General features: G+C 59.2%; 25 protein-coding genes. 21 read left to right on the top strand and 4 right to left on the bottom strand.

The genetic code is table 11. From position 1 onward, the window contains the following. Positions 1-20 precede the first annotated feature (20 nt). Positions 21-977, top strand: coding sequence for an alpha-E domain-containing protein (locus AC07OE_RS06315; RefSeq protein WP_495069709.1), 957 nt, complete (start codon positions 21-23; stop codon positions 975-977). Positions 978-1,005: 28 nt separating this feature from the next. Here the strand turns inward: AC07OE_RS06315 and AC07OE_RS06310 are convergent, their stop codons facing one another. Genes AC07OE_RS06310 through AC07OE_RS06295 form a run of 4 tightly spaced genes read right to left on the bottom strand, consistent with a single transcriptional unit; the run spans position 1,006 to position 5,509 of the window. Further along, on the bottom strand, positions 1,006-2,466 hold the full coding sequence (locus tag AC07OE_RS06310; protein WP_495069708.1) for an NAD(P)H-hydrate dehydratase: 1,461 nt from the start codon (positions 2,464-2,466) through the stop codon (positions 1,006-1,008). Next, positions 2,450-3,337 carry an MBL fold metallo-hydrolase gene (locus AC07OE_RS06305; protein WP_495069707.1) on the bottom strand — a complete coding sequence of 296 codons (888 nt, stop codon included), beginning with the start codon at positions 3,335-3,337 and terminating at the stop codon, positions 2,450-2,452. The genes AC07OE_RS06310 and AC07OE_RS06305 overlap by 17 nt, the downstream gene beginning before the upstream one ends. A 10-nt stretch (positions 3,338-3,347) precedes the next feature. Continuing rightward, positions 3,348-4,190, bottom strand: a complete 843-nt coding sequence (locus tag AC07OE_RS06300) for an HDOD domain-containing protein (protein ID WP_495069706.1) — start codon at positions 4,188-4,190, stop codon at positions 3,348-3,350. 59 nt (positions 4,191-4,249) lie between these two features. Further along, positions 4,250-5,509, bottom strand: coding sequence for an FAD-dependent oxidoreductase (locus AC07OE_RS06295; protein WP_495069705.1), 1,260 nt, complete (start codon positions 5,507-5,509; stop codon positions 4,250-4,252). A gap of 287 nt (positions 5,510-5,796) precedes the next feature. Between AC07OE_RS06295 and rpsB the strand changes: the two genes are divergently transcribed. The 20 genes from rpsB to carB all read left to right on the top strand — a co-directional run bounded on the left by rpsB (position 5,797) and on the right by carB (position 26,836). Then, complete coding sequence (gene rpsB / locus AC07OE_RS06290; RefSeq protein ID WP_495069704.1) at positions 5,797-6,549, top strand: 30S ribosomal protein S2; 753 nt, start codon at positions 5,797-5,799, stop codon at positions 6,547-6,549. An 82-nt stretch (positions 6,550-6,631) separates the two neighbouring features. Further along, positions 6,632-7,555: a translation elongation factor Ts gene (gene tsf, locus AC07OE_RS06285; protein WP_495069703.1), complete on the top strand. Its 924-nt coding sequence runs from the start codon at positions 6,632-6,634 to the stop codon at positions 7,553-7,555. A gap of 40 nt (positions 7,556-7,595) precedes the next feature. Further along, positions 7,596-8,318, top strand: coding sequence for a UMP kinase (pyrH, locus tag AC07OE_RS06280; protein ID WP_495070080.1), 723 nt, complete (start codon positions 7,596-7,598; stop codon positions 8,316-8,318). A gap of 46 nt (positions 8,319-8,364) precedes the next feature. After that, the gene (gene frr / locus AC07OE_RS06275) at positions 8,365-8,925 is read left to right on the top strand and encodes a ribosome recycling factor (RefSeq protein WP_495069702.1); all 561 of its coding nucleotides are present in this window, start codon (positions 8,365-8,367) and stop codon (positions 8,923-8,925) included. A 12-nt stretch (positions 8,926-8,937) separates the two neighbouring features. After that, on the top strand, positions 8,938-9,663 hold the full coding sequence (gene uppS, locus AC07OE_RS06270) for a polyprenyl diphosphate synthase (protein ID WP_495069701.1): 726 nt from the start codon (positions 8,938-8,940) through the stop codon (positions 9,661-9,663). A gap of 13 nt (positions 9,664-9,676) precedes the next feature. Beyond that, complete coding sequence (locus tag AC07OE_RS06265; RefSeq protein WP_495069700.1) at positions 9,677-10,522, top strand: phosphatidate cytidylyltransferase; 846 nt, start codon at positions 9,677-9,679, stop codon at positions 10,520-10,522. Next, a complete protein-coding gene (gene ispC / locus AC07OE_RS06260; RefSeq protein WP_495069699.1) occupies positions 10,519-11,730 on the top strand; it encodes a 1-deoxy-D-xylulose-5-phosphate reductoisomerase in 1,212 nt (403 codons plus the stop codon). The genes AC07OE_RS06265 and ispC overlap by 4 nt, the downstream gene beginning before the upstream one ends. 15 nt (positions 11,731-11,745) lie before the next feature. Beyond that, positions 11,746-13,104 carry an RIP metalloprotease RseP gene (rseP, locus tag AC07OE_RS06255; protein ID WP_495069698.1) on the top strand — a complete coding sequence of 453 codons (1,359 nt, stop codon included), beginning with the start codon at positions 11,746-11,748 and terminating at the stop codon, positions 13,102-13,104. Between the two features lie 54 nt (positions 13,105-13,158). Continuing rightward, on the top strand, positions 13,159-15,456 hold the full coding sequence (gene bamA, locus AC07OE_RS06250) for an outer membrane protein assembly factor BamA (RefSeq protein ID WP_495069697.1): 2,298 nt from the start codon (positions 13,159-13,161) through the stop codon (positions 15,454-15,456). Further along, on the top strand, positions 15,456-15,965 hold the full coding sequence (locus AC07OE_RS06245; RefSeq protein WP_495069696.1) for an OmpH/Skp family outer membrane protein: 510 nt from the start codon (positions 15,456-15,458) through the stop codon (positions 15,963-15,965). Before bamA ends, AC07OE_RS06245 begins: the two co-directional genes overlap by 1 nt. A gap of 30 nt (positions 15,966-15,995) precedes the next feature. Next, positions 15,996-16,988, top strand: a complete 993-nt coding sequence (lpxD, locus tag AC07OE_RS06240; protein ID WP_495069695.1) for a UDP-3-O-(3-hydroxymyristoyl)glucosamine N-acyltransferase — start codon at positions 15,996-15,998, stop codon at positions 16,986-16,988. After that, on the top strand, positions 16,985-17,425 hold the full coding sequence (gene fabZ, locus AC07OE_RS06235; protein WP_492656793.1) for a 3-hydroxyacyl-ACP dehydratase FabZ: 441 nt from the start codon (positions 16,985-16,987) through the stop codon (positions 17,423-17,425). Before lpxD ends, fabZ begins: the two co-directional genes overlap by 4 nt. A 9-nt stretch (positions 17,426-17,434) precedes the next feature. Beyond that, positions 17,435-18,229 (top strand): acyl-ACP--UDP-N-acetylglucosamine O-acyltransferase, encoded by a 795-nt coding sequence (lpxA, locus tag AC07OE_RS06230; RefSeq protein ID WP_495069694.1) that lies wholly within the window; start codon positions 17,435-17,437, stop codon positions 18,227-18,229. 23 nt (positions 18,230-18,252) lie between these two features. Further along, a complete protein-coding gene (gene lpxB / locus AC07OE_RS06225) occupies positions 18,253-19,428 on the top strand; it encodes a lipid-A-disaccharide synthase (RefSeq protein ID WP_495069693.1) in 1,176 nt (391 codons plus the stop codon). Further along, positions 19,400-20,035: a ribonuclease HII gene (gene rnhB, locus AC07OE_RS06220; protein WP_495069692.1), complete on the top strand. Its 636-nt coding sequence runs from the start codon at positions 19,400-19,402 to the stop codon at positions 20,033-20,035. Before lpxB ends, rnhB begins: the two co-directional genes overlap by 29 nt. Then, positions 20,032-20,802 (top strand): TrmH family RNA methyltransferase, encoded by a 771-nt coding sequence (locus tag AC07OE_RS06215; RefSeq protein ID WP_495069691.1) that lies wholly within the window; start codon positions 20,032-20,034, stop codon positions 20,800-20,802. Before rnhB ends, AC07OE_RS06215 begins: the two co-directional genes overlap by 4 nt. 187 nt (positions 20,803-20,989) lie before the next feature. After that, positions 20,990-21,529 (top strand): hypothetical protein, encoded by a 540-nt coding sequence (locus AC07OE_RS06210; protein WP_495069690.1) that lies wholly within the window; start codon positions 20,990-20,992, stop codon positions 21,527-21,529. A 182-nt stretch (positions 21,530-21,711) separates the two neighbouring features. Then, a complete protein-coding gene (gene carA / locus AC07OE_RS06205) occupies positions 21,712-22,878 on the top strand; it encodes a glutamine-hydrolyzing carbamoyl-phosphate synthase small subunit (protein ID WP_495069689.1) in 1,167 nt (388 codons plus the stop codon). Further along, a complete protein-coding gene (leuE, locus tag AC07OE_RS06200) occupies positions 22,875-23,543 on the top strand; it encodes a leucine efflux protein LeuE (RefSeq protein WP_495069688.1) in 669 nt (222 codons plus the stop codon). The genes carA and leuE overlap by 4 nt, the downstream gene beginning before the upstream one ends. Before the next feature lie 38 nt (positions 23,544-23,581). After that, positions 23,582-26,836 carry a carbamoyl-phosphate synthase large subunit gene (gene carB, locus AC07OE_RS06195; RefSeq protein ID WP_495069687.1) on the top strand — a complete coding sequence of 1,085 codons (3,255 nt, stop codon included), beginning with the start codon at positions 23,582-23,584 and terminating at the stop codon, positions 26,834-26,836. Positions 26,837-26,900: the final 64 nt, after the last annotated feature.

Raw genomic sequence — 26,900 nt, 5'->3', positions numbered from 1 at the left:
AACTGCGGAGGAACCACCTTATGTTGTCAAGAACCGCTGACCACCTGTTCTGGATGTCCCGTTACACCGAGCGGGCGGAGAACACTGCGCGCATGCTGGATGTGAACTACCAGACATCGCTGTTGCCCCAATCCCAGGCCGTGGCCCAACTGGGCTGGCAGGGTCTGCTGTCCATCAGCGAATTGCTCTACAGCTACCAGGAGCGCCATGGCGAAATTCAGGCGCGTGAGGTCATGGATTTCATGGTCAAGGACGAGAGCAATCCGTCTTCCATCATGTCCTGCCTGAGTGCCGCGCGTGAGAATGCACGCGCCGTGCGCGGCACGCTGACCACCGAGGTGTGGGAAACGCAGAACACCACCTGGCTCGAAGTCAAACGCATGATCAAGACTGGGGAGTTTGAGAAAGACCCGGCCCAATTCTTTGAGTGGGTGAAGTTCCGCTCCCACCTGTCGCGTGGCGTCACGGTGGGCACCATGCTGATGGACGAGGCCCTGCACTTCATGCGCATGGGTACCTTCCTGGAGCGGGCCGACAACACGGCACGTCTGGTGGATGTGAAATTCCACGCCGTGCAAAGCGATTTCTTTGGCGCCGCCAGCGAGAAGGACCAAGAGTACGACTTCTACCACTGGAGCGCGATCCTGCGTAGCGTTTCGGGCTTTGAGGTCTACCGCAAGGTCTACCGCGATGTCATCAAGCCCGAGCGCGTGGCCGAACTGCTGATCCTCAAACCCGACATGCCGCGCTCCCTGCACGCCAGCCTGAACGAGGTGGTGAACAACCTGAGCCTGGTGGCCAGCGACCCGAACAGCGAAACCCTGCGCCGCGCCGGTAAGCTGCGCGCCGAGCTGCAGTTCGGCCGCATCGACGAAATCCTCGCCACTGGCCTGCACGCCTACCTCACGCAGTTCCTGGACCGCGTGAATGACCTGGGCGCCCATATCAGCCGTGAATTTTTGGTTCCCGTGACCTGACAGGCAACGGGCCGATGGTTGGCGGTCTCTATAGGCTTCGGGCCAGCTCACCTGCCGTCAACGCATGGGGGTGTTGCCATCCATCTGCCACTGCCCCGTGGCGATAGACGCCCTGGCAAGCGGCCTGCCAGCCGTCATGGCCTTGCGCCAAAAGACTGCCCACCAAGCCCGCCAGCACGTCTCCGGTTCCAGCCGTAGCCAGCCGCGCATTGCCGGTGGGATTGATATGGGCTGCCTGGCCTGGCGTGGCGATCACGCTGCCGGACCCTTTCAGAATGACCGTGCAGTCGAATTGGGCCGCCAGTGCATGGGCACTGGCCAGGCGGTCCGCCTGCACGGCCGCTGTGGTGCATCCCAGCAGGCGTGCGGCCTCCAGCGGATGCGGAGTGAGCACGGTGCTGCCTGGCTTGCGTGCCTTGACCACGGTGGTCCAGGCCGGCTGGGTTGCAAGTGCGTTCAGCGCGTCGGCGTCCATGACCAAGTTCTGGGCGTTTTGAATCAGATTTGGCAGATGTGTGGCAATGTCTGTGCCGCCGCCACAACCCGCCACCACCGACATGGCATGCAAATTCCACTGCGCCAGGGGCTTGACCATCAGCTCGGGGTGCGCCGCCAGTGCACCACCCGCTTGTGTGGCGTCCAGCAGCCCCAGGTACACCCGCCCAGCACCGGCATGCAGCGCCGCGCTGGCGGCCAGGAGCGCAGCGCCGGCCATGCCGGTGGCACCGCCCAGCACGCCTACGTCGCCAAAGGAACCTTTATGGGACGCGTGAGGGCGTTCCGCAGGCATCTGGGGGGCGTTGATCCACGCGCAGGGCGAGGTCGATGGTTCAACGTCCAGGGTGTTGAGCCAGAGGTCTCCGCACAGGTCGCGCCCCTGCGCGGTGAGCAAGCCTGGCTTGAGGGCGAGAAAGGACAGGGTTACGTCCGCCCGCACACATTCACCGGGAGGCTGTCCTGTGTCCGCCTGCAGCCCGCTCGGAAGGTCGGCCGCCACCACCAGGCCCGACCCGGCGCGAATGGCACGCATGTATTGCAGCGTGGCCCCATCGGGTGCGTGGCGCAAACCGATGCCCAGCAAAGCGTCTATGCAGACGTCCCAATCGGTAGGTTGCGTATCCACAAACACTACGCCTGCGTCGCGCGCACGTTGCAGGGCACGCGCGGCGTCTGCCGGCAAGGCATTGGTACCTTCCGGCAAGGTGACGACGGCCACTTTTCCCCAGCGGTGCAGGTGTATGGCGGCCTCCAGGCCGTCCCCCCCGTTGTTGCCACGCCCACATGCCACCCAAAAGCTGTGTGCGTGGGGCGCATGGGCCAGGGCGAGCCGGGCAAGTGCCAGGCCAGCGCGCTGCATCAGGGTGTGGTCGGGGAGGGCGCTGGCTGCCTGGGTTTCCAGGGCCCGGGATTGCTGCACGGTGCACAGCGGGTAAGCACGCAGTGCAACTGGGCCTTGCGGGCCCAGTACCCACTCAGAATTCGTAGACATCGCCTTCGCGCGCCAGGCGAACGTCCATGCCCTGGGTCAGTGCGGCGTTGGTGCTCAGTGCTTCGGCAAATGCCGCTTCGAGCGCATCGTCACTTCGTGTGGGCTCGTGGTGGGTGCAAAACAGCAGTTTGGCGCCTGCACCATGGGCGCTGGCAATGCTGCTGCTGAAGGTGCCGTGGCCCCACCCTTTTTTGGCAGGGTATTCGGCATCGGTATAGGAGCTGTCTGCAATGTAGACGTCCACGCCGCGGATGGCATCCTGGATGGAGCGTTCTTTTTCATCCACGAACACCTGGTATTCCGCATAGGCCTCGTCACCGGGTTCGTAAATGTTGTAGGGCGGCTCGTGGTCGCCCGTGAAGAACACTGACTTGCCATTGCATTCAATGCGGTAACCAAAATCAATCACCGGGTGGTTGAGCAGGCAGGGGGTGACGGTGGCCGATCCGATCTGGATCGGCTGGTCTGGCATCAGGGTCACGTACTCAATGCGGGCCTTAATTTCAGCTTCGCGCACCGGGAAGTAGCTGTACTGGAGCTGCACGGCCATGACCTGCTCGATGCCTTTGCCCGATACCGGGTCGAAGCAGCCGTGCAGGCGCAGGGTGTTGCCGGGAATGAAGTTCGGAATGAAGAAAGGAAGTCCCTGGATGTGGTCCCAGTGGGAGTGGGTGATCAGCACATTGGCCGTTACCGGCATTTCGGCCAGCAGTGTCTGCGACAGGGGGAAAATGCCCGTTCCGGCATCCAGGATGATCAGCTCGTTGTTGTCGGTGCGGATCTCGATGCAGGTGGTATTGCCCCCATAGCGAACCGTTTTCGGCCCAGGCGATGCGATGGACCCGCGTACCCCCCAGAACTTCACCTTCATGCCGTTTCCTTCATAGTTTGGCAAACACTTGGGCTTCTTCGAACAGGGTGTTCAAGTCCCCCATCGATGCAATGACCTGATCCAGGGTACCGCCCAGCCGCTTTTGGACACCGGGCGGGAGTTCTTCAATGCCATAGTTGCCTGCAAAACCGAACTGCAATTTCTTGCTGATCTGGTTGGCGGCGAACACGCAGGCAATCATGTCCGTATCTTTGAGGTCGTCCACGCGCTGATGCCGGATGGTGTCAATCAAATGGGGGGCAAATCGCCACTTTTCGACCAGCATGGCACCTACTACCGCATGGTCAGCGCCAATAGTGGTTTGCAAGGCAGCGTGCAGGGAGCTTTGGGTCTCGCGGCTGATTTGCAGGGCCGCCTTGAATTCTGCCGGCATGAATTGCGCAAACACCACCTTGCCGAAGTCGTGTAGCAATCCAGCGATGAAGCAGTCCATGGGGTCTGCATCGTTGACCTTGAGGGCCAGTTGCTTGGCGATACCTGCCGTTGCCAGCGAGTGCAGCAAGTACTGGTTCACATCAAAGCCGGCGGCATTGTCTTTGGGCAGCATGCCAATGGCAGCGATGCTCAAGGCCAGGTTTTTGATGGTGTTGAAGCCCAGGTACACCACCGCATGACCAATGGAAGTGACTTGCTTGGGCAGGCTGTAATACGCCGAATTGACGACTTTGAGGATCTTGACCGTGACTACCGGGTCTTTGTCGATGACATCGACCAAATCTTTGGGTGTGCTGTTGACGTCGCGCGTTAACTCCAAGATGCGCTGCACACTTTTGGGAAACGCGGGCATGCCGTCCACGGCGGCGGCAAGTTTTTGTGAAAGCTCTGGACTCATGGGCTGAACATCTCCCTGGCTGGATTGTGTCAGTACATTTTGCCCAAGGACAACACTTTTTATGCCAAAAATCGCGTGGGCAACAGATGCGAGGTAGGAAAGGCCGCCTCCTTGGCGCCCACCATGTCTGCCAACAGCCGTGCCGAGCCGCAGGCCATCGTCCAGCCGTTGGCGCCGTGTCCAAGGTTCAATGAGACGCCCGGCAGCCCACTGGGGCCAATCAAGGGCATGCCGTCTGCCACCAGCTGACGCGTTCCGCGCCAGACCTGGGTGCCCGACGGGTAATTGGCCGCGCCGGGGTAGTACTGCTCGAGCGCACGGTACAGCTGGTTGACGGTGGCATCGTCTTTGGTGCCTGTGTCGTCACCCAGTTCGGCACCGCCACTCACGCGGATACGCTGCCCAAGTCGGTTGATGGTGAGACCGGTCTGTAGATCCTGCACTGCACTGCGCGGTGCATTGAGGGGTTCGCGGACCGTCACGCTCAGCACATAGCCATGCAGTGCCATCATGGGTACCCGCTGTCGCAACGCGGCGGGAAGCAAGTCTGGCAAACCACCTGTACAAAAAACAATATGGTCAAAAGCCTGCGTCTCGCGTTCGCCATCAGTGACCAGATCCAGGCTGGGTTTGGCATGTGTTTGCAGCTGTGTCACGGCCGTGTTGAAGCGGAATTGCACACCCAACCGTTGGGCTTCCTGGCGCAGCAAGAGGGCAAACTGTCTGCAATTGATAATCAGATTCCCCGGTAGCCACAGCGCGCCCTGAAATGGGGCGGCTGAGTGCAGCGCAGGTTCATGCTTGCGGGCTTCTTCGGGGGTGAGCAGCTTGCACGTGATCTCTTGGGCTTTCAGCGCGTCCACCACTGCTTGCAATTCGTTCGGGGCGGTGGCAGAGCGCAGCAATAGCAATTGGCCTTCGCTTCGCTCCAGTTCGAGCTTGCAGGCGTCCGCAATATGGGTCAAACGTTCAGTGCTGTAAGCGGACAGTTGTTGGCCAGCACGTTGTATCTCGTCATAGGCCGTAGGGGCGTGCAGTTTGGTCCAACGTCGTAGCCATTTCAGCTGCTGCGCAGATTTCCAGGGCGTGCGAGACAGGCGCCGCGCACTGCGCAGCAGGCGTGCAAAGCCGTTGGCATGCCATTCGGGGGAGGAAAACGGCTGGGTGAAGCTGGGTGCGACCACGCCGTTGTTGGCAAAGCTGGCACCTTCGCAGGCCGCGGCTGCTTTTTCGAGCACGGTAACGGAGTGCCCGTCCAGCGCCAGCTCATAGGCCGTTGCAATGCCCACCACTCCAGCGCCCACTACTGCAATCTTCATTGTTTCTTTCTGTAACCGCTTGGCGCCGTGTTGGTCGCCCATATCCGTATTTTTTCACAAGCCGGGGGCGGTTTTCCCGCAAGTGGCCTCAGAAGTCGATTGTTACGTGTCCGGAGAGCGGCCTTCGAGCGGAAAAAGTCAGCGTGGTATACTCGATAGGCTTTGCTGAGAGCGTTCCGCTGTTAGGCAAGTAAATCGCAAACCGGTCCAGCCAAGGTGTTGTTGTTGAAGCAGGGCTTCGCGGCAATGAGCGGACCGGCTTTAAGACCTAACCTTTGGAGTTAAATATGGCAGTTACTATGCGCGAAATGCTGGAAGCCGGCGTTCACTTTGGACACCAAACCCGCTTCTGGAACCCCAAGATGGCCCCGTTCATCTTCGGTCACCGCAACAAAATCCACATCATCAACCTGGAAAAATCGTTGCCGATGTTCCAGGAAGCGGCGAAGTTTGTCCGCCAATTGTCCGCCAAGCGCGGCACCATCCTGATGGTGGGTACCAAGCGTCAAGCCCGTGAAATCGTGTCCACAGAAGCCCAGCGCGCAGGCGTTCCCTTCGTCGATCAACGCTGGCTGGGCGGCATGCTGACCAACTTCAAAACCGTCAAGACTTCCATCAAGCGTCTGAAGGATATGAAGGTCCAGCAGGAAGCTGGTCTGGATAGCATGAGCAAGAAAGAGCAACTGATGTTTGCCCGCGAACTGGAAAAGCTGGAAAAAGACATCGGTGGCATTCAGGACATGAACACGCTGCCAGATGCGATTTTTGTGATCGACGTGGGTTACCACAAGATTGCTATCGCAGAAGCCAAGAAGCTGGGCATCCCCCTGATCGGTGTGGTGGACTCCAATCATTCGCCCGAAGGCATTGACTATGTGATCCCTGGCAACGATGACTCCTCCAAGGCCGTTACTTTGTACGCCCGCGGCATCGCCGATGCGATCCTGGAAGGCCGCGCCAACGCCGTTGACGATGTCGTGAAGGCTGTTGCTGCTGAAGGCGACGACGAGTTTGTTGAAGTGAGTGAAGCGTCTGCTTAAGCAGCTTTTCACCCTAAAAAGGGGGCTTTGTTGCCCCTTTTTTTTAGCTCTTATTTAAACTACTGAATTACGGAGAATCCAAATGGCAGCAATTACAGCAAGCATGGTGGCAGAACTGCGTGGCAAGACCGATGCCCCCATGATGGAATGCAAAAAAGCCCTGACTGAAGCCGAGGGCGACATGGCCAAAGCGGAAGAGTTGTTGCGCGTGAAACTGGGCAGCAAGGCCGGTAAAGCCGCCGCCCGCGTGACCGCCGAAGGCGTGGTCGCCACCGCGCTCGAAGGTACAGCGGGTGCCCTGATCGAAGTCAACTGCGAAACCGACTTTGTGACCAAAAACGATAGCTTCCTGGCATTGGCCAACGCGGCCGCTGCGCTGGTTGCCAAGCACAATCCCGCTGATGTCGCCGCTTTGAGCGCTCTGGCTTACGAGCAAGACGGTTTTGGCCCAACGTTGGAAGACGTGCGCAAAGGTCTGATCGGCAAGATCGGCGAGAACATGACCTTCCGCCGCTTCAAGCGCTTCGACGGTTCCACCAAGCTGGCTTCTTACCTGCACGGCACCCGCATTGGCGTGGTGGTGGAGTTCGAAGGTGAAGAAGTGGCTGCAAAAGATGTGGCGATGCACGTGGCTGCGATGAAGCCTGTGTCCCTGTCGTCTGACCAAGTTCCGGCAGAGCTGGTAGAGCGCGAGCGCTCTGTGGCGGCCGCCAAAGCTGCGGAAGATGCTGCCGTGGCAACTGCTGCTGGCAAGCCAGTGCAATCCGCTGAAATCGTGGCCAAACGCATCGAAGGCGGCGTGCAAAAGTTCCTCAAGGAAGTCTCGTTGTTCAACCAGCCTTTCGTGAAGAACGACAAGCAGACCGTAGAGCAAATGCTGAAGTCGGTCAACACCACCGTGAAGGGTTTCACCCTGTACGTGGTCGGTGAAGGCATTGAGAAGAAGGTTGATGACTTCGCTGCAGAAGTGGCTGCACAAGTCGCCGCTGCCAAGCAAGCTGCTTAAACCGTTTACCCTAACCTTTCATTCCCTATCGGAGTCCCTCATGAGCCAAGAAAAGCCCGCCTACAAGCGCATATTGCTAAAGCTGTCGGGCGAGGCTTTGATGGGGGATGATCAATTCGGCATTAACCGCGACACCATTGTTCGCATGGTGGATGAGATCGCCGAAGTAACCCACCTGGGGGTGGAGGTTGCCGTTGTGATTGGCGGGGGCAATATTTTCCGCGGTGTGGCCGGTGGCTCAGTAGGCATGGACCGCGCCACGGCGGACTACATGGGTATGTTGGCCACTGTCATGAATGCCTTGGCCTTGGGTGACACCATGAACAAGGCGGGATTGACGGCGCGCGTGATGTCTGCCATCGGGATTGAGCAGGTGGTTGAACCCTATGTGCGCCCCAAGGCCCTGCAGTACCTTGAAGAAGGCAAGGTAGTTATTTTTGCCGCTGGTACTGGAAATCCGTTTTTCACCACCGACACGGCAGCTGCTTTGCGTGGTGCAGAAATTGGGGCAGAGATTGTCCTGAAAGCCACGAAGGTGGACGGTGTTTACACAGCGGACCCCAAGAAAGATGTGTCTGCTACGCGCTATGCCAGCATTACCTTTGATACTGCCATGACGCAAAATCTGGGCATCATGGATGCGGCGGCGTTCGCACTGTGCCGCGATCAGAAGCTGCCGATAAAGGTGTTCTCCATCTTTAAGCACGGTGCATTGAAGCGTGTTGTGCTTGGGGAAGATGAAGGTACTCTGGTTCACGTCTGAGGCCCGCTGACGGGCTGTCTGGTTGAGTTGATCTGAGGGAAAAATCATGTCAATTGAAGACATCAAAAAGAATCTTGAGAACAAAATGGATCAATCCATTGCGGCGCTCAAAAACAACCTGACCAAAGTCCGTACCGGACGGGCAAATCCTGCCCTGTTGGATACGGTTCAAGTAGATTACTACGGTGCCATGCTGCCCATCAGCCAAGTGGCTAATCTCTCTCTCTTGGACTCACGAACAATCAGCGTGCAGCCTTGGGAAAAAGGCATGGGCGCCAAGATTGAAAAAGCCATTCGCGACAGCGATCTGGGGCTGAATCCTTCCAGCATGGGAGATTTGATTCGTGTGCCAATGCCCGCCATGACCGAAGAGCGTCGTCGCGAACTTACCAAGGTGGTTCGCACGGAAGGTGAGGCCTCCAAAGTGGCCGTGCGCAATCTGCGCCGCGATGCTAATGAAGCAGTCAAGAAGCTGGTGAAAGAAAAACTGGCATCGGAAGATGACCAGAAGCGCTGTGAGGCGGACGTCCAAAAGGCCACGGACAAGCACATTATCGAAATTGACCGTCTGGTGGCTTCCAAAGAGCAAGACATCATGGCGGTTTGACCCCGCATCGCTATGGCAGCCCACGTTGCAGGGCCACGGCATGTGGCCATCGTCATGGACGGAAATGGACGTTGGGCTTCCAAGCGTTTTTTGCCCCGCATAGCTGGGCACAAGCAGGGCGTAGAGGCTCTCAAAAAAATTGTGCGTGCCTGTGCACACCGGCACATTGAAGCACTCACAGTTTTTGCGTTCTCTTCGGAAAATTGGAATCGACCTGCTGAAGAAGTATCTGGCTTGATGGACATTTTGGCCGGTGCGCTCGCCAAAGAGGTTTCTCAGCTGAAGCAGGACGGCGTGCGATTGCGTTTCGTTGGCGACCGAACTGGTTTGTCAGCGCGGGTGCAGCAAGGGTTCTCTGATGCGGAAGCCGAAACCAGTTCCAACAGCCGCTTGGCGCTGAATGTGTGTTTCAACTATGGTGGGCGTTGGGATATTGTCCAGGCCGCGCGTCAACTTGCCCAATCTGGAGCCTCGATTGATGAAGCCTCCTTGTCCTCGGCCTTGGCTCTGGCACACGTGGCTGATCCCGATTTGCTGATTCGCACCGGTGGGGAGTTCCGCATTAGCAATTTCCTGTTGTGGCAGTGTGCATACACCGAGTTGGTTTTCAGCCCCCTGTTTTGGCCCGATTTTGATGAAGCAGCTTTGGATGCTGCTTTGCTTGAGTTCCATGCGCGGGAGCGCCGGTTCGGGAAAACCTCAGAGCAAATCGTGGCGGATGTTCCGCAAGCCAAGTGAACAAGGACTACGCATGCTGAAGCAAAGAGTAATCACCGCCATCCTGTTGCTGGCAGTGTTGTTGCCGGCTGTGTTTTATCCCAATCCGCTAGCCTTTCAGGCGGTGGCGCTGCTACTGATTGCCGCCGGGGGCTGGGAGTGGGCGCGGTTAAATCAGATCGGTGCGGTCCAGGCATGGGGCTCGGGACTGCTTTGTGCTGCAGTGGGTGTATGGTTTTGGGCGGCGGGCTGGGTAAGCCTGCCATTGCGCGAAGTTTGGTTGGTTGTCGGGGCCGCTTGGGTGTTGGGCGGCGGCTGGCTGCTGTTTCGCGGAGTGGCTGCCTGGAGGGAGACTCCCCAGCTTGTGCGGTGGTCTGTGGGCATGGTGGCACTTTGTGCGGCTTGGTTGGCCGTAGCGCAAGCACGCAATCTAGGGAACAATTTTTTGTTTTCTGTATTGTTGTTGGTTTGGATTGCGGATGTATTTGCCTATTTTTCAGGCCGTTTAATGGGTGGGCGTATTTTCAAAAGAAAGCTGGCGCCGTCTATTAGCCCGGGCAAGACTTGGGAAGGTGTGGCAGGAGGTGTTGCCGGTGTGCTGATTTGTGCCTTTGTTTGGCCATGGGCAGAACGGACTCTGGGGGCTACTACGCCCAGCCTTTATCAGCAAATGTCAAATATCAGTCCTGCAGTGACCGCATTGGCCGCGGTGTTTTTGGCGGCGTGGAGCGTGGTCGGTGATTTGGTGGAGTCCTTGATCAAACGCAGTGCTGGGGCCAAGGACAGCAGCCACTTGCTCCCAGGTCACGGTGGCGTGTTGGATCGACTGGATGCCCTGCTACCAGTGATCCCACTCGCCATGATGTTGCATACCTTATGACGCAAGCAGCAGCACAGAGACAGCGCCAGGTCGTGGTGCTGGGCTCCACGGGCTCCATCGGTGTCAATACACTGGATGTTATGGCTCGTCACCCTCTCCGGTTTCGGGCCTTTGCATTGACCGCTGCTACGCGTGTGGATTTGCTGATGGCGCAGTGCCTGGAGCATGCGCCGGTTTTTGCAGTCATGTCCAGCGAGTTGCATGGCCGTGAATTACAAACGAAGCTGAAAGCTGCTGGAAGCCGCACGGCAGTTCTATGGGGCCCCTCGGCTCTGGAAGAAGTGGCCTCGCATCCGGAGGCTGATACGGTGATGGCTGCCATCGTGGGTGCTGCGGGGCTCGGCCCTTGCATCGCAGCAGCACGTGCCGGCAAGCGCCTGTTGTTGGCCAATAAAGAAGCTTTGGTTGTAGGCGGGCAGCTGTTTCTGGATGCGGTGCGTGCTGGTGGAGCAACCCTGCTGCCCATCGATAGCGAACATTCCGCTATATTTCAATCGCTGCCCGAGGACCCGACCCGGTGGGTATCCTGTGTGGACAAGATTATTTTGACCGCTTCGGGCGGACCTTTTCGCACGCGGTCGCCTTCCTCTCTCGTGGATGTGACTCCCGAACAGGCTTGTGCCCACCCCAATTGGGTCATGGGGCGCAAGATCTCAGTCGATTCGGCCACGATGATGAACAAGGCGCTGGAGGTGATTGAGGCCCGGTACTTGTTTGGCGTTTCTGCTGAGCAGATCCAGGTAGTGATACATCCTCAAAGCGTGATTCATTCCATGGTGCAGTTCGTGGACAACTCGGTGGTGGCCCAATTGGGGACCCCGGATATGCGCGGCCCTATTGCTTACGGACTGTCATGGCCGCAACGGGTGGAATCTGGTGCGACTCCTCTGAATTTCGCGGCGATGTCTTCTTTGACATTCGAGTCCATGGATTTGAACGACCATCGTGCCCGATTCCCCGGTTTGCAACTGGCTTGGGACGCACTGAATGGAGCCCCTGGTACCACGGCAGTCTTGAATGCGGCCAATGAAGTCGCCGTGGCAGCATTCTTAAATCGAGAAATACGTTTTGACCAGATTCACCGCGTGAATGTGGAAACTTTGGCCCAAGTCCAGCCTGAACCACCGGGGTCGGTGGGGGATTTGATCGCCTTGGATGCGCGCGCGCGGCAGTCTGCTGAGCAGCTGAGTCGTCGGCTGGCGCACTGAATTGGACTCCAACCCATGCTGACCGTCGCTTCTTTCATTGTTGCGATTGCCATTTTGGTAGCGGTCCACGAGTGGGGGCATTACGCCATGGCGGTGGCCTCGGGTGTCAAGGTGCTGAGGTTTTCTGTAGGCTTTGGTCCCAAGATTTGGGGCTGGACGTCGGCCCGCTCCGGTACTGAGTTTGTTCTCGGCGCATTGCCACTGGGTGGCTACGTCAAGATGCTCGACGAACGGGAGGGCGCCGTCGACCCGACAGACCGACATTTGGCGTTCAATACCCAACCGTTGAAAGTGCGTGCTGCAGTCGTGGCAGCGGGGCCAGCCGCGAATTTGCTGCTGGCCGTGTTGTTGTACTCGGTGGTGAATTGGACGGGCATGCAGGAGTTCGAGGCGAAACTGTCAAAACCTGTTGTGGGATCGCTGGCTGAGGGGGTAGGTTTCGAAGGTGGCGAGCGGGTGTTGCGTGCAGGTACCACTGAGGCCAGTCTGCAACCCGTCCATTCATTTGAGGATTTTCGCTGGCAGTTGACCCGTCATGCGTTGGCTCACGAAAGTCTTCTTGTGGAGTATCAGTCCTCTGCCACGGGCCCAGTCGCGCAAAAACGCTTGAACTTTGGCGCGTTGGATGCTCGTACCGCGGACGCTGAGCTGTTTCGCAAAATTGGATGGATGGGACCTTGGTCCTCCGCTGTGGTGGGTGATGTGCGGGCGGGCGGGGCAGGCGCGGCGGCTGGTTTGCAGGATGGAGATGTCGTTCTGCAGGTTGACAACGTGGTGGTCCGTGACGGTGCGCATTTGCGCGAAATCATTCGCTCCAGCGTCGAGCCTTCGCCAAAAGCGCAGCGATGGATATTGCTGCGCGCAGGGCGGCAATTGGTTGTGTCTGTTACGCCGACGCGTGAGCAGATTGGGGCTGTAGCGGTTGGGCGGGTGAATGCCATGATTGGTGCGATGCCAGCGATGGTCGATGTGCACTATGGTGTGGTCGAGGGTTTCTCGCGTGCCTTGCAGCACACGTGGGAGGTATCGGCCTTGACCCTGCGCATGATGGGCAAGATGGCGATTGGTGAAGTCTCGCTCAAAAATCTCAGTGGTCCCTTGACCATTGCAGACTATGCGGGCAAATCCGCCGCATTGGGCTGGTCCCAGTTTTTGGTGTTTTTGGCGTTGATTAGCATCAGCCTGGGCGTGCTCAACCTCCTGCCGCTGCCAGTGCTCGATGGGGGTCACCTGATGTATTATCTTTGGGAGTTGCTGGCCGGCAAAGCTGTCTCGGATGCCTGGATGGAGCAACTGCAGCGCGTCGGGCTGGTCATTTTGTTGATGATGATGTCCGTCGCGGTTTTCAATGACCTGACACATTTGCTGGGCTAATGCCCAGCCCAACGAATCCGGTGAGCGGATATCCAGAGTTTTGAATTGGTAACTATGCATTTCGACCGATCTTCTATGCGTGCTGTAGTGTGTTCCTTGGCGGTGGGCCTGGTGGCGCAGGCGGCCTTGGCTTTGGAACCTTTTTCTGTTCGCGATATTCGGGTCGAAGGCCTGCAGCGCGTCGAAGCGGGGACTATCTTTGCGTCTTTGCCGGTGCGTGTGGGGGATACCTACACAGACGACAAGGCGGCGGCATCCATCAGAGCTCTGTTCGCTTTGGGGCTTTTCAAGGATGTGCGCATTGAAGCCAACAATGGTGTGTTGGTAGTTATTGTGGAAGAGCGTCCCACCATTGCTGATGTGGACTTTGTGGGCGCCAAGGAGTTTGACAAGGATGTGCTGAAGAAGGCGCTGCGCGAGATCGGCCTGACCGATGGCCGCCCCTTTGACAAAGCCTTGGTGGACCGTGCCGAGCAGGAACTCAAGCGCCAGTACATCAACAAGAGCATGTATGCCGCCGAAGTTGTGACCACGGTGACTCCCATCGAGCGCAACCGCGTGAACGTAAGCTTCTCTGTCACAGAGGGCGATACTGCCAAGATCAGCGCCATCAAGATCGTGGGCAATACGGCGTTTTCCGAAAGCACGCTGCGCGGCCTCTTTGACTCCGACACGGGAAGCTGGTTGAGTTGGTACACTAAGTCAAACCGGTATTCGCGCACCAAATTGAATGCCGACATTGAGACCCTGCGTTCGTACTACCTTGCGCGGGGGTATCTTGAGTTCAAGGTGGATTCCACCCAGGTCGCTATTTCTCCGAACAAGCAAGACATTGAAATTACCATCAACATCACTGAGGGTGAGCGTTTCGTAGTCTCTGGCATCAAGCTGGAAGGCAATTTTCTGGGTAAGGAAGAGGAATTTCAGTCTTTGATCACCATCAAGGCTGGCGAGGCCTACAACGCAACCGAAGTTGCCCAAACCACCAAGGCGTTTACGGATTATTTTGGTAACTTTGGATTCGCCTTTGCCCGTGCCGAAGCGCGCACAGATATTGACCGAACCAGCAATCGTGTTGCGGTGACATTGGTAGCCGACCCCTCTCGCCGTGTGTATGTGCGGCGCATCAATCTCGCAGGCAATGACCGAACACGTGATGAAGTGATTCGGCGAGAGTTTCGTCAGTTGGAAGCTGCTTGGTACGACGGTGAAAAAATTCGCCAGTCGCGCAACCGTGTGGATCGCTTGGGATACTTCACGAGCGTTGGTATTGAAACGCAGGAAGTACCTGGCTCCCAAGACCAAGTGGATTTGACGGTGACGGTTGCCGAGAAACCCACGGGTAGCATCGGTCTGGGTGCTGGCCTCTCCAGTTCTGACGGTTTGGGCTTGTCCTTCAGTTTCAAGCAAGAGAATGCTTTTGGTTCGGGCAACTCTTTGGGGGTCGAGGTCAATACCAGCAAGACCAATCGAACCTGGGTACTCAGTACCACCAATCCCTACTTCACCGAAGATGGCGTTTCGCGCACGTTTGACCTGTACCAGCGCACGACACGCCCGTATGACGATGTGAATACCTATGCTATTGAGACCAGTGGTGTCGGTGTGCGCTTCGGTGTGCCGTTTACGGATTCGGATACGGTGTTTTTCGGTATTGGTGCGGACAAAACCACCATCGTTCCAGGTACTCTGTTGCCTACTGTCTACCAAGACTATGCCAACGAATTCGGGTATTCCAGCACCTCACTCCCCTTGACCATGGGGTGGTCACGGGACACGCGGGATAGCGCCTTGGTGCCCAGCACTGGCAAGGTCATGCGTGCGTCTGGTGAGTGGAGTGTTGGGGGGGATGCGCGATACGTGCGCGGGACTGCCCAGTACCAGCAGTTCTTCCCGATTTCCCGCAAAGTTACCGCCGCTTTCAATTCGGAACTTTCCATGGGAGCCGGTACGGATGGGAAGTCTTACCCCGTGTTCAAGAATTACTATTCTGGCGGCCTGGGTTCTGTGCGCGGATTTGAGCAAAGCAGCTTGACGACGGCAGCGCAGCGCGCAGGTGGGCTGACCGCAACGGGCGGTACCAAGAAGATTACCTTCAACGGTGAATTGCTGGCACCGTTCCCGGGCGGTGGCAACGACCGTACATTGCGCGCCTACGCTTTTGTGGATGCCGGTGGCATTTACGGGGCTGAAGAGTCGATCCAGTTTGGTGACATGCGTTCGTCGTATGGGGTCGGCATCAGCTGGATTTCCCCCGTGGGACCGCTGCGCTTGGCGTTTGCACGCCCCATCACCAAGTTCGAAGGCGATAAAATCCAAGGTCTTCAATTCCAGATCGGAACAACTTTCTAATGAAACACGTTAAAGCAATGTGGGGTGTGGCACTCATGCTGGCAATGGCCGCTGTGGGCGCCCATGCGCAAGAATCCAAAATCGGCTACATCAATACGCAGCGCATTACCGCAGAGTCTGCGCCGGCCAAGGCAGCCCAGATCAAGCTGGAGCAGGAGTTCGCCAAGCGCCAGAAAGAGCTGACCGACCAACAGCAGGCACTCAAGACCATGAGTGAGAAATTCGAACGTGATGCGCCGACTCTGGCTGAAACCCAGCGCGTGGCGCGGCAAAAAGAGTTTGCCGAGCAAAGCCGTGACTTTCAACGCAAACAACGTGAATTTCAGGAAGACCTGAATGGCCGCCGCAATGAAGAGTTGCAGCAGGTGCTGGACAAGGCCAACAAGGCAGTCAAGCAAGTGGCCGATGCCGAGAAATACGATTTGGTGATACAGGAAGTGGTGTACAGCAATGGTCGCCACGACATCACCGAAAAGGTTCTCAAGATTCTCAATTCCGGCGCCAAGTAAGTCTTGGACCGGCAGGCGAGGGGAGAACAGATGGACCTCGCTTCCATCGTGGATGTGTTGGGTGGGGAACTGCATGGTGATGCAGGGACCGTCATCACGAGCTTGGCTCCGCTGGAGCTGGCCTCTCCCAACGAACTCAGTTTTCTCAGCAACCCCAAATACCAGCAGCAGCTGGCGGCGTCCCGCGCTGCCTGTGTGATCGTGGGCGTTGCCATGCGCGATGCAGCCATTGCACGCGGAGCCTGTATCGTGGTTGAACAGCCGTATCTGTATTTCGCCAAGGTGACGCAGTTATGGAAACGGCAGCGAGACTTGGTGCGTGGAAAGACGCAGCTTGCGACGCAAGGCCCGTGGATTCACCCGAGTGCGGTGGTTGATCCTTCCGCCACCATTGACGCAACGGCCTCCATCGGCCCCTTGTGCGTGGTGGAAGTCGGAGCCCATGTGGGGGCTCACTCTGTACTGAAATCGCGGGTGACCCTGGGAGAAGACTGTACAGTGGGCGCCCGTTGCATACTGCATTCGGGCGTCGTGATTGGCGCAGACGGCTTTGGTTTTGCCCCAGATGGCGAACGCTGGGAAAAGATCGAGCAGCTGGGCGCTGTACGGATTGGCGACGACGTCGAAATTGGCGCCAATACCTGCATTGACCGCGGAGCCTTGCAAGACACAGTTATTGAAGACGGTGTGAAGCTGGACAACCTGATCCAGATCGGCCACAACGTGCGCGTGGGGCGCAACACCGCCATGGCTGGTTGTGTGGGCGTGGCAGGCTCTGCCACCATAGGTCCGAACTGCACGATTGGTGGTGGCGCCATTGTCCTGGGGCATTTGACGCTGGGCGCGAATGTCCACATCTCGGCCGCTACGGTGGTCAGCAAATCGATTTTGAAGCCCGGTCATTACACCGGCATGTTCCCGATTGACGAGAACGCCTCCTGGGAGCGCAATGCTGCAACGCTCAAGCAGTTGCACAGTCTGCGCGACCGCATCAAAACCTTGGAAAAAGAGTTACAAAAATGATGGATATCCACAAAATTCTCAAGCAGCTCCCCCACCGTTACCCCTTCCTCTTGGTGGACCGGGTGTTGGAGCTGGACAAGGGCAAGACCATCAAGGCCTTGAAGAACGTCACCATCAACGAACCTTTTTTTGAGGGGCACTTTCCCCACCGCCCCGTGATGCCGGGCGTGCTGATGCTGGAAGCCCTGGCCCAGGCAGCTGCCCTGCTGGCTTTCGATGCGCTGGACACGTCGCCCAATGATCAGATGGTGTATTACTTTGCCGGGATTGACGGTGCGCGTTTCAAGCGCCCGGTGGAGCCGGGTGACCAGTTGATCCTGAATGTGGAGATGCTGCGCATGAAAGCCGGTATTTTCAAGTTCAAGGCCAGTGCCACGGTGGGCGATGAGTTGGCCTGTGAAGCCGAGCTGACCTGCGCGATGCGCGCGATTGCATAAGGGGTGGGCGTGTCTGCTATCCACGCTACCGCCATCATCGATCCCAAGGCCGAGCTGGACAGCTCGGTGACGGTGGGGCCTTACACCGTCATTGGACCGCATGTGCGCATTGGTGCCGGTACTACCGTAGGCCCGCACTGTGTGATCGAGGGCCACACCACCATTGGTCAGGACAACCGCATCTTCCAGTTCAACTCGCTGGGGGCGATTCCGCAAGACAAGAAGTACGCCGGTGAACCCTGCGAACTGATCATTGGCGACCGCAACACGATTCGCGAGTTTTGCACCTTCAATATCGGCTCGCCGGGCGACGTGGGCAAGACCGTGCTGGGCAATGACAACTGGATCATGGCCTATGTGCACTTGGCGCACGACTGCCTGGTAGGCAACAACGTCATTTTTGCCAATAACTCACAGCTCGCCGGTCATGTGCATGTGGGCGACTGGGTGATCCTCGGCGGCTTTACCGTGGTGCACCAGTTTGTGCGCCTGGGCGCCCACAGCATGACGGCCATGTGCTCGCTGCTCTTTGCCGATGTCCCCCCGTTTGTGATGTGCCAGGGCCAACCGGCTGGCGCCCGCTCCATGAACTTTGAGGGCCTGCGCCGCCGTGGCTTCTCGGCAGAGCGCATCAGCGGCGTCAAGGCCATGCACAAGGCCCTGTACCGTGATGACCTGACGCTGGAGCAGGCCAAGCAGCGCATCGCTGCGCTGGAAATTGCGCATCCTGAGACCGCGCCCGATGTGGCCATGATGAATGGCTTTCTGGCGGCCGTGTCTGCCCAGCGTGGCATCGTTCGCTGAGCCTTCAGCGACTCCCCATCGTTATGCATCCGTCTCACGCCCGCGCTGGCGCTCCCACGGTGGCCATGGTCGCTGGAGAGGCTTCGGGCGACTTGCTCGCAGGGCTGCTGCTCGGTGGTGTGCACCAGCGCTGGCCAGGGGCAGTGGCCCATGGCATCGGCGGCCCCCAGATGGCCAAGCAGGGCTTCCAGGCCTGGTGGCCGCACCACAAGCTGGCCGTCCACGGCTTCAGCTGGGAGTTGCTCAAGCGCTACCGCGAGATCGTGGGCATACGCCGCCAGCTGGGGGACCGTCTGCTGGCGCAAAAGCCCGACGTGTTCATCGGCGTGGACGCACCAGACTTCAACCTGGATCTGGAGGCGCGGCTCAAAGGGCAGGACGTTAAGACCGTGCATTTCGTCTGCCCCTCGATCTGGGCCTGGCGCCCGGAGCGCGTGGAAAAAATCCGTCGTAGCACGGACCACGTGCTCTGCATCTTCCCGTTTGAGCCTGCACTGCTCGCGGCCCATGGCATTGACGCCACCTATGTAGGCCATCCGTTGGCCAACGTCATCCCCATGGAGCCGGACAAGGCGGCCGCACGTCGCGTGTTGGGCTTGGCCGATGAGGACGCGGTGGTGGCCATCTTGCCGGGTAGCCGCCAGTCCGAGATCCGCCACTTGGCTTTGCGCTTCTTTCGGGCCGCAGCCCTCGTTCAATCTGCGCAGCCTGCTCCCAAATTTATAGTTCCCTGCGTGCCGGGCCTGTTGCCCGAGATTGAAAAACTGGCGCAACAAAGCGGCATGCGCGGGGGCTTGCAACTACTCAGCGGCCAGTCCCACACTGCACTGGCGGCTTGCGACGTGACGCTGATTGCCAGCGGCACGGCCACGCTGGAAGCTGCGTTGTTCAAGCGCCCCATGGTGATCGGCTACCACATGGCCTGGTTGTCCTGGCAGATCATGCGGGGCAAGCGCCTGCAGCCCTGGGTGGGCCTCCCCAATATCCTGTGCCAGCGTTTTGTGGTGCCCGAGCTGCTGCAAGACGCCGCCACACCCGAGGCGCTGGCGCGCGAAGTGCTGGCTTGGCTGGACGCCCGGTCGTCCGATCCTGCGAAAATAGCCACCCTGCAGTCCACCTTTACTGCGTTGCACGCCACGCTGCAGCGCGACACCGCCACCCTTGCCGCCGATGCCCTCGAAAAAGTCCTCCAAGCCTGAACCTGCCCAGCAGGTCGCCTTTGTCTGGGATCAGCCCGGGCTCATCGCCGGGGTGGACGAGGCAGGGCGCGGACCCCTGGCGGGTCCGGTCGTGGCTGCTGCAGTGATTCTGGATGACCAGAATCCCATCGTCGGCCTTAACGATTCCAAGAAGCTCACCGCGCTCAAACGCGAAAAGCTGTTCGACGAAATCCGTGCCAAGGCGCTGTGCTGCTCGATTGCGCAGGCCAGTGTGGAAGAGATCGACGAGATCAACATCCTGCAGGCCACGATGCTGGCCATGCGCCGCGCTGTGGAGGGCCTGCGCCTCAAACCCGCCAAGGTGCTGGTGGACGGCAACCGCCTGCCGGTGCTGGACGTGCTGGCCGAGGCGATTGTGCGCGGCGATGCCACGGTGCCTGCCATCTCCGCGGCGTCCATTCTGGCCAAGGTCACGCGCGACCGCTGGTGCGCCACGCTGGATCAGCAGTATCCACAGTATGGCTTTGCGGGCCACAAGGGCTATGGCACGGCCGAGCACCTCGCGGCCCTCAAGGCCCATGGCGCTTGCCCTGAGCACCGCAAAACCTTTGCCCCCGTTACCCAGGTGTTGCAGGCTTTTCCATGAGCGAGCCTGTCTTCGTCACCTCCCGTGAGAACACGCTGCTCAAAGAGCTGCGCAAGCTCAGCACCGACAACACTGCCTACCGCAAGGCCGAGCGCTTTTGGGTGGAGGGCGACCATCTATGCAGCGCTGCCTTGCACCGCGGCCTGCAGCCTGCCGTGTTCGTGGTTTCGGAGTCATTTTGGCCACTAGCCCCCGTGGAATATGCGCGAGCAGCTACAAAAACCATAGTAATTCCTGACGCCTTGTTCCGCGAACTGAGTGGCCTGGAGTCGCCCGCCAAGGTGGGTTTTGTGCTGGATCTGCCGCTGGATACTGCGTTGCAACCCGGAGTGGCCACTGTCATCCTGGACCGCGTGCAGGACGCCGGCAACGTCGGCTCCATCCTGCGCAGTGCTGGGGCCTTCGGCTTTCGCCAGGTGCTGGCACTCAGAGGTACCGCTGCGCTGTGGAGTCCCAAGGTGCTGCGCGCCGGTATGGGGGCACATTTTGGATTGCAGTTAATCGAAGGGCTGGAGTTGTACGATCTGGATACCTTGGCCGTCCCCCTGGTGGTGACCAGTTCCCACCAGGGCGACCTGGTGCAGAAGCTGGACCTGCCCCACCCTTGTGCCTGGGCCATGGGCCACGAGGGGCAGGGCGTATCTAGCGAACTCATGGCGCGGGCCAGCGTGTTTGCGCGCATTGGCCAGCCAGGGGGCGAGGAGTCGCTCAACGTGGCGGCGGCGGCGGCCATTTGTCTGCATGCGAGCAGCTTGCAGATCGCGTAAGTGCAGAATCCAAATCCTCGGTCTGCGGGCTGTCTATGCCTGCTACAGTCGCGACATATCAAAAAAAGCAAAGGGGGAGTAGAGAATGCGTTGTATGCAAATAGCGTCGCGTGTGACCGCGTGGCTTTGGGTTGTCTTGTTAACGGCTTGTGCTAGCTCTGTGCAGGTCTACGGAAACAAGAAGCTGTTGGATACCCCCTACAAGCTCACGTCCGTGCAAGTGGCCTACCAAACACCCAACTGGGTGCAGGGGCTGCCTAGCACCAACACGGGGACCAATGCGGGGGAGAACGGTTTCGCGGGCTTTGGCCCCCGCATTGTCAAAACCGCGCGAACGGTGTTTCCGCCCCGCGGACTGGAATTAGTTAGCGCCGACGTCATTCGTGTCGGTGGTTCAGTAGTCGTGGCCCGCAATTCCGCAGACGATCCTATGACTGGCTTTGCAGTCCTACGAATCGCACCAGTCAAGGGCACCATTCGCAGCAGCACCACAACTCGCGGTGGGGCGTACGAGTCTTCCAATTTAGGCGTCAACTACGAGTTCAAAGTGGAGCTATTTGATGTCAGCATGCGTAAGCCGGTGTGGCAGGCCACTCTGGACACCAACACATTGACAGCTAAGTCAAAAGACCGCTTTGGCGATATCGGCGCTTCTTATGACGACGCTTTTGCGCAGCAAGTGTTGGAAGCCATTGTTTTGAAGATGAAGGAAGATGGCGTGATGTAAGGGGCGGGGCGTGTGAACTTGTCCGATCACGTGCTCGGATAACACTGCGCTCAGCTATAATGAGAGGCTATCCAGAAAACAGCCGTCCCAAGCGCACCTCTGAACATTCCCTCACAGCAGCACCCGCCAAGAGCCATTCTTGAGCGCGTTTGGGCGTACCCGTAACCCATTCGGAGAAACCAGTGCTTTTGTCTCTCAAGGGAACCACCCCACCCGCCATTCTGGCGCTCGCAGACGGCACGGTCTACATTGGCAATTCCATTGGAGCCGCAGGCTCCACCGTCGGTGAAGTCGTGTTCAACACCTCCATGACCGGCTACCAGGAGATCCTTACCGATCCCAGTTATTGCCAGCAGATCGTCACCCTGACTTACCCTCACATCGGCAACTACGGTGTCAACCCCGAAGACGTGGAGTCCCACAAAGTCTTCGCTGCCGGTTTGATCATCAAAGACCTGCCCCTGGTGGCCAGCAACTTCCGCAAGACACAGACGCTGACCGAGTACCTGGTCGCGGAGGGCACGGTGGCGATTGCCAACATCGACACCCGCCAACTGACACGCCAGTTGCGTACCCAAGGTGCACAAAACGGCTGCATCCTGGCGCTGGCCGCCGGTGAGTCGGTCACCAAGGAAGCGATTGAGAAAGCGGTGGCCGCTGCCAAAGGCGCGCCCAGCATGGCCGGCCTGGACTTGGCCAAGGTTGTGTCAAGCACCGAGAGCTACGGCTGGACCGAAGCAGAATGGACGCTGGGCGAGGGGTATGGCCAACAAACCGCACCCAAGTTCCACGTCGTCGCATATGACTTCGGTGTGAAGAAAAACATCCTGCGCATGCTGGCCGAACGCGGCTGCAAGGTCACCGTGGTGCCCGCACAAACCCCCGCCGCCGAGGTGCTCAAGCTCAACCCGAACGGCATCTTCCTGTCCAACGGCCCCGGTGACCCCGAGCCCTGCGACTACGCGATTGCCGCTGCCAAAGAACTCATCGAAACCGGTACGCCCACCTTCGGGATCTGCCTGGGCCACCAGATCATGGCGCTGGCCAGTGGTGCCAAGACCTTCAAGATGAAGTTCGGCCACCACGGCGCCAACCATCCGGTCAAGGACCTGGACAGCGGCCGTGTCTCCATCACCAGCCAGAACCACGGTTTTGCGGTGGATGAGAAGACCTTGCCCGCCAACCTGCGCCCCACGCACATCAGCCTGTTTGACAACACGCTGCAAGGGTTGGAGCGCACCGACAAGCCAGCCTTCTGCTTCCAGGGCCACCCCGAGGCATCGCCCGGCCCGCACGACATCGGCTATCTGTTCGACCGCTTCATCACCGAAATGGAAAAACGCGCATGAGCTTCTACGGTGTCACCGACCTCTGGACCTACGTGATCGGCGCGCTGGGCATCATCTTGCTGCCTGGCCCCAACTCGTTGTTTGTTCTGTCGGTGGCCACCGTGCGCGGCGTCAAGGCCGGGTACCGGGGTGCCATGGGCGTGTTTGTGGGTGACACGATTTTGCTGTTGCTCACCGCGCTGGGTGCTGCTGGCTTGCTGCGCACCTATCCGGCCCTGTTCATGGTCGTGAAGTACGCTGGCGCGGCCTACCTGACCTGGGTCGGCGTGAACCTGTTGATTGCCGCTGTGAAGAAATGGCGCAGCAACAGCGCTGTGGAACTGTCTGCAGATACGGCTGTGGCGCAAGCCACCGACAACCTGCAGCAACCGTTCAAGCGCGCCCTGGTCATCAGCTTGCTCAATCCGAAGGCGATTTTGTTTCTGCTCTCGTTCTTTGTGCAGTTTATTGACCCGAGCTACGACACGCCTGCGGTGCCTTTCCTGATCCTGAGCGCCATCATCATGGTGTTCAGCGCGCTGTATTTGTCTGCCCTGATTTTTGCCGGTGCCCGCCTGGCGCAGGGCTTCAGCCGCCGCAAGCGCCTGAGCGCCAGCCTGTCCAGTGCCGTGGGCGGCCTGTTCGTGTGGTTTGGCGCCAAGCTGGCCACCGCGAGCCTGAATTAATTAAAACGTAAAGAGCCCTAAAAGCTACGAGTCTCACCATGCCAAAACGTACCGACATTAAAAGCATTCTCATCATCGGCGCCGGCCCCATCATCATCGGCCAGGCCTGTGAGTTCGACTACTCCGGCGTGCAAGCGTGCAAGGCATTGCGTGAAGAGGGCTACAAGGTCATCCTGATCAACAGCAACCCCGCCACAATCATGACCGACCCGGCCACGGCCGACGTTACCTACATCGAACCCATCACCTGGCAGACGGTCGAAAAGATCATTGCCAAGGAAAAGCCGGATGCGATCCTGCCCACCATGGGCGGCCAGACTGCGCTGAACTGCGCGCTGGACCTCTGGCACCACGGCGTGCTGGACAAGTACAAGGTCGAACTGATCGGTGCCACACCCGAGGCCATCGACAAGGCCGAAGACCGTTTGAAGTTCAAGGACGCCATGACCAAGATCGGTCTGGGCTCCGCGCGCTCGGGCATCGCCCACAGCATGGAAGAGGCTTGGGCGGTCCAGAAGACGCTGGGTTTTCCCACCGTCATCCGCCCCAGCTTCACGCTGGGCGGCACGGGCGGCGGCATTGCCTACAACTCCGAAGAGTTTGAGACCATCTGCAAGCGCGGCCTGGAAGCCTCGCCCACCAACGAGCTGCTGATCGAAGAGTCGCTGCTGGGGTGGAAAGAGTACGAGATGGAAGTGGTGCGCGACAAGGCGGACAACTGCATCATTGTTTGCTCCATCGAAAACCTGGACCCCATGGGCGTGCACACCGGTGACTCCATCACCGTGGCCCCGGCCCAGACCCTGACCGACAAGGAATACCAGATCCTGCGCAATGCGTCACTGGCTGTGCTGCGTGAGATTGGCGTGGACACCGGTGGCTCCAACGTGCAGTTCTCCATCAACCCCAAGGATGGCCGCATGGTCGTCATTGAGATGAATCCGCGCGTGTCGCGTTCCTCCGCCTTGGCCTCCAAGGCCACGGGCTTCCCTATCGCCAAGGTCGCGGCCAAGCTAGCTGTGGGGTTCACGCTGGACGAGCTGCGCAATGACATCACGGGCGGAGCAACCCCCGCGTCATTTGAGCCCAGCATCGACTACGTGGTCACCAAGATCCCGCGTTTTGCGTTTGAAAAATTCCCAACAGCCGACAGCCGCCTGACCACGCAGATGAAGTCCGTGGGCGAAGTGATGGCCATGGGCCGTACCTTCCAGGAGTCCTTCCAGAAAGCCCTGCGCGGCCTGGAAGTGGGTGTGGACGGCATGAACGAGAAGACGCAAGACCGCGAAGTGCTGGAGAAGGAACTGGGCGAACCCGGCCCCGAGCGCATCTGGTACGTGGGCGACGCCTTTGCCCAGGGCATGAGCGTGGACGAAGTGTTTGCGCTGACCAAGATTGACCCCTGGTTCCTGGTGCAGATCGAACAGATCGTGAAGCTGGAGCTTGAGATCGAGCGTCTGCCCCAGCCCGCCGTGGGCAGTGCACTAGACAACATTGACGCGCCTACCCTGCGCGCTTTGAAGCAAAAAGGCTTCTCGGACCGTCGCCTGGCCAAACAGTTCAAGACCACCGACAAGGCTGTGCGCGAGAAGCGCCGCGCCCTGGGTGTGCGCCCCGTCTACAAGCGTGTGGACACCTGTGCGGCCGAGTTCGCGACCAACACCGCCTACATGTACTCCACCTACGAGGCCGAAGGCTCCGAGTGCGAGGCACAGCCCACGGACAAGAAGAAAATCATGGTGCTGGGCGGTGGCCCCAACCGCATCGGCCAGGGCATTGAGTTTGACTATTGCTGCGTGCACGCAGCGCTGGCCATGCGCGAAGACGGGTACGAGACCATCATGGTCAACTGCAACCCCGAAACCGTGTCCACCGACTACGACACGTCCGACCGCCTATACTTCGAGCCCTTGACGCTGGAAGACGTGCTGGAAATCGTGGACAAGGAAAAGCCGGTTGGCGTGATCGTGCAGTACGGTGGCCAAACGCCCCTGAAGCTCGCACTTGATCTGGAAGCCAACGGCGTGCCCATCATCGGCACCACGCCCGACATGATCGACGCCGCCGAAGACCGCGAACGCTTCCAGAAGCTGCTGCATGAACTCAAGCTGCGCCAGCCGCCCAACGCCACGGCCCGTACGGAGCCAGAAGCGCTGGAAAAAGCCGCGGCTCTAGGCTACCCGCTGGTGGTGCGCCCCAGCTACGTGCTGGGGGGCCGCGCGATGGAAATCGTGCACGAGCAGCGTGACCTGGAGCGCTACATGCGCGAAGCGGTGAAGGTGAGCAACGACAGCCCCGTGCTGCTGGACCGTTTCCTGAACGACGCCATCGAATGCGATGTGGACTGCATTCGCGATGCCTCCGGCGCCACCTTCATTGGCGGCGTGATGGAGCACATCGAGCAAGCTGGCGTGCACAGCGGCGACTCCGCCTGCTCGCTGCCTCCCTACAGCTTGGGCGCAGACACCGTGGCCGAAATCAAGCGCCAGACCAAGGCCATGGCCGGTGCCCTGAACGTGGTGGGTCTGATGAACGTGCAGTTCGCCATCCAGAACGTGGATGGCAAGGACGTGATCTACGTGTTGGAGGTGAACCCCCGCGCCAGCCGTACCGTGCCCTTTGTCTCCAAGGCCACGGGCATCCAGTTGGCCAAGGTGGCCGCACGTTGCATGGCCGGACAGACCCTGGCTGCGCAAGGCATCACGACCGAAGTCACACCGCCGTACTTCAGCGTGAAGGAAGCCGTCTTCCCCTTCGTCAAGTTCCCCGGTGTGGACACCATCCTCGGACCTGAAATGAAGTCCACCGGTGAAGTGATGGGCGTGGGCAAGACCTTTGGCGAAGCCTTTGTGAAGTCGCAACTGGGCGCGGGCGCCAAGTTGCCACGCGGTGGCAAGGCCTTCATCTCGGTGAAGCAGACCGACAAGCCACGCGCCGTGGAAGTGGCGCGCAGCCTGGCGGCCATGGGCTTTGAGATTGTGGCCACCAAGGGCACGGCTGCCGCCATCAACGCGGCCGGTGTGGCCTGTGGCGTGGTGAACAAGGTGGCCGAAGGCCGCCCGCACATCGTGGACATGATCAAGAACGAGGAAATCTCCATGGTGGTCAACACCGTGGAAGAGCGACGCAACGCGATCGCCGACTCGCGCCAGATTCGCACCTCGGCCCTGCTGGCCCGCGTCACCACGTACACCACCATCGCCGGCGCTGAAGCCGCGGTGCAAGGCATGAAATATCTGGACAACCTGGGTGTGATTTCCGTGCAGGAGATGCACGCTGAACTTCAGGCCTGAATGGGTTGATAAGTTGGCATAATCCTGCCAACTGCATGGGACAGTGCCGCGCGCAAGCGCCGCA

Source organism: Rhodoferax sp. GW821-FHT09E07, assembly GCF_059416145.1.
Note: the sequence above shows the minus strand (reverse complement) of the source record. Positions and strands in the feature narration are given on the sequence as shown.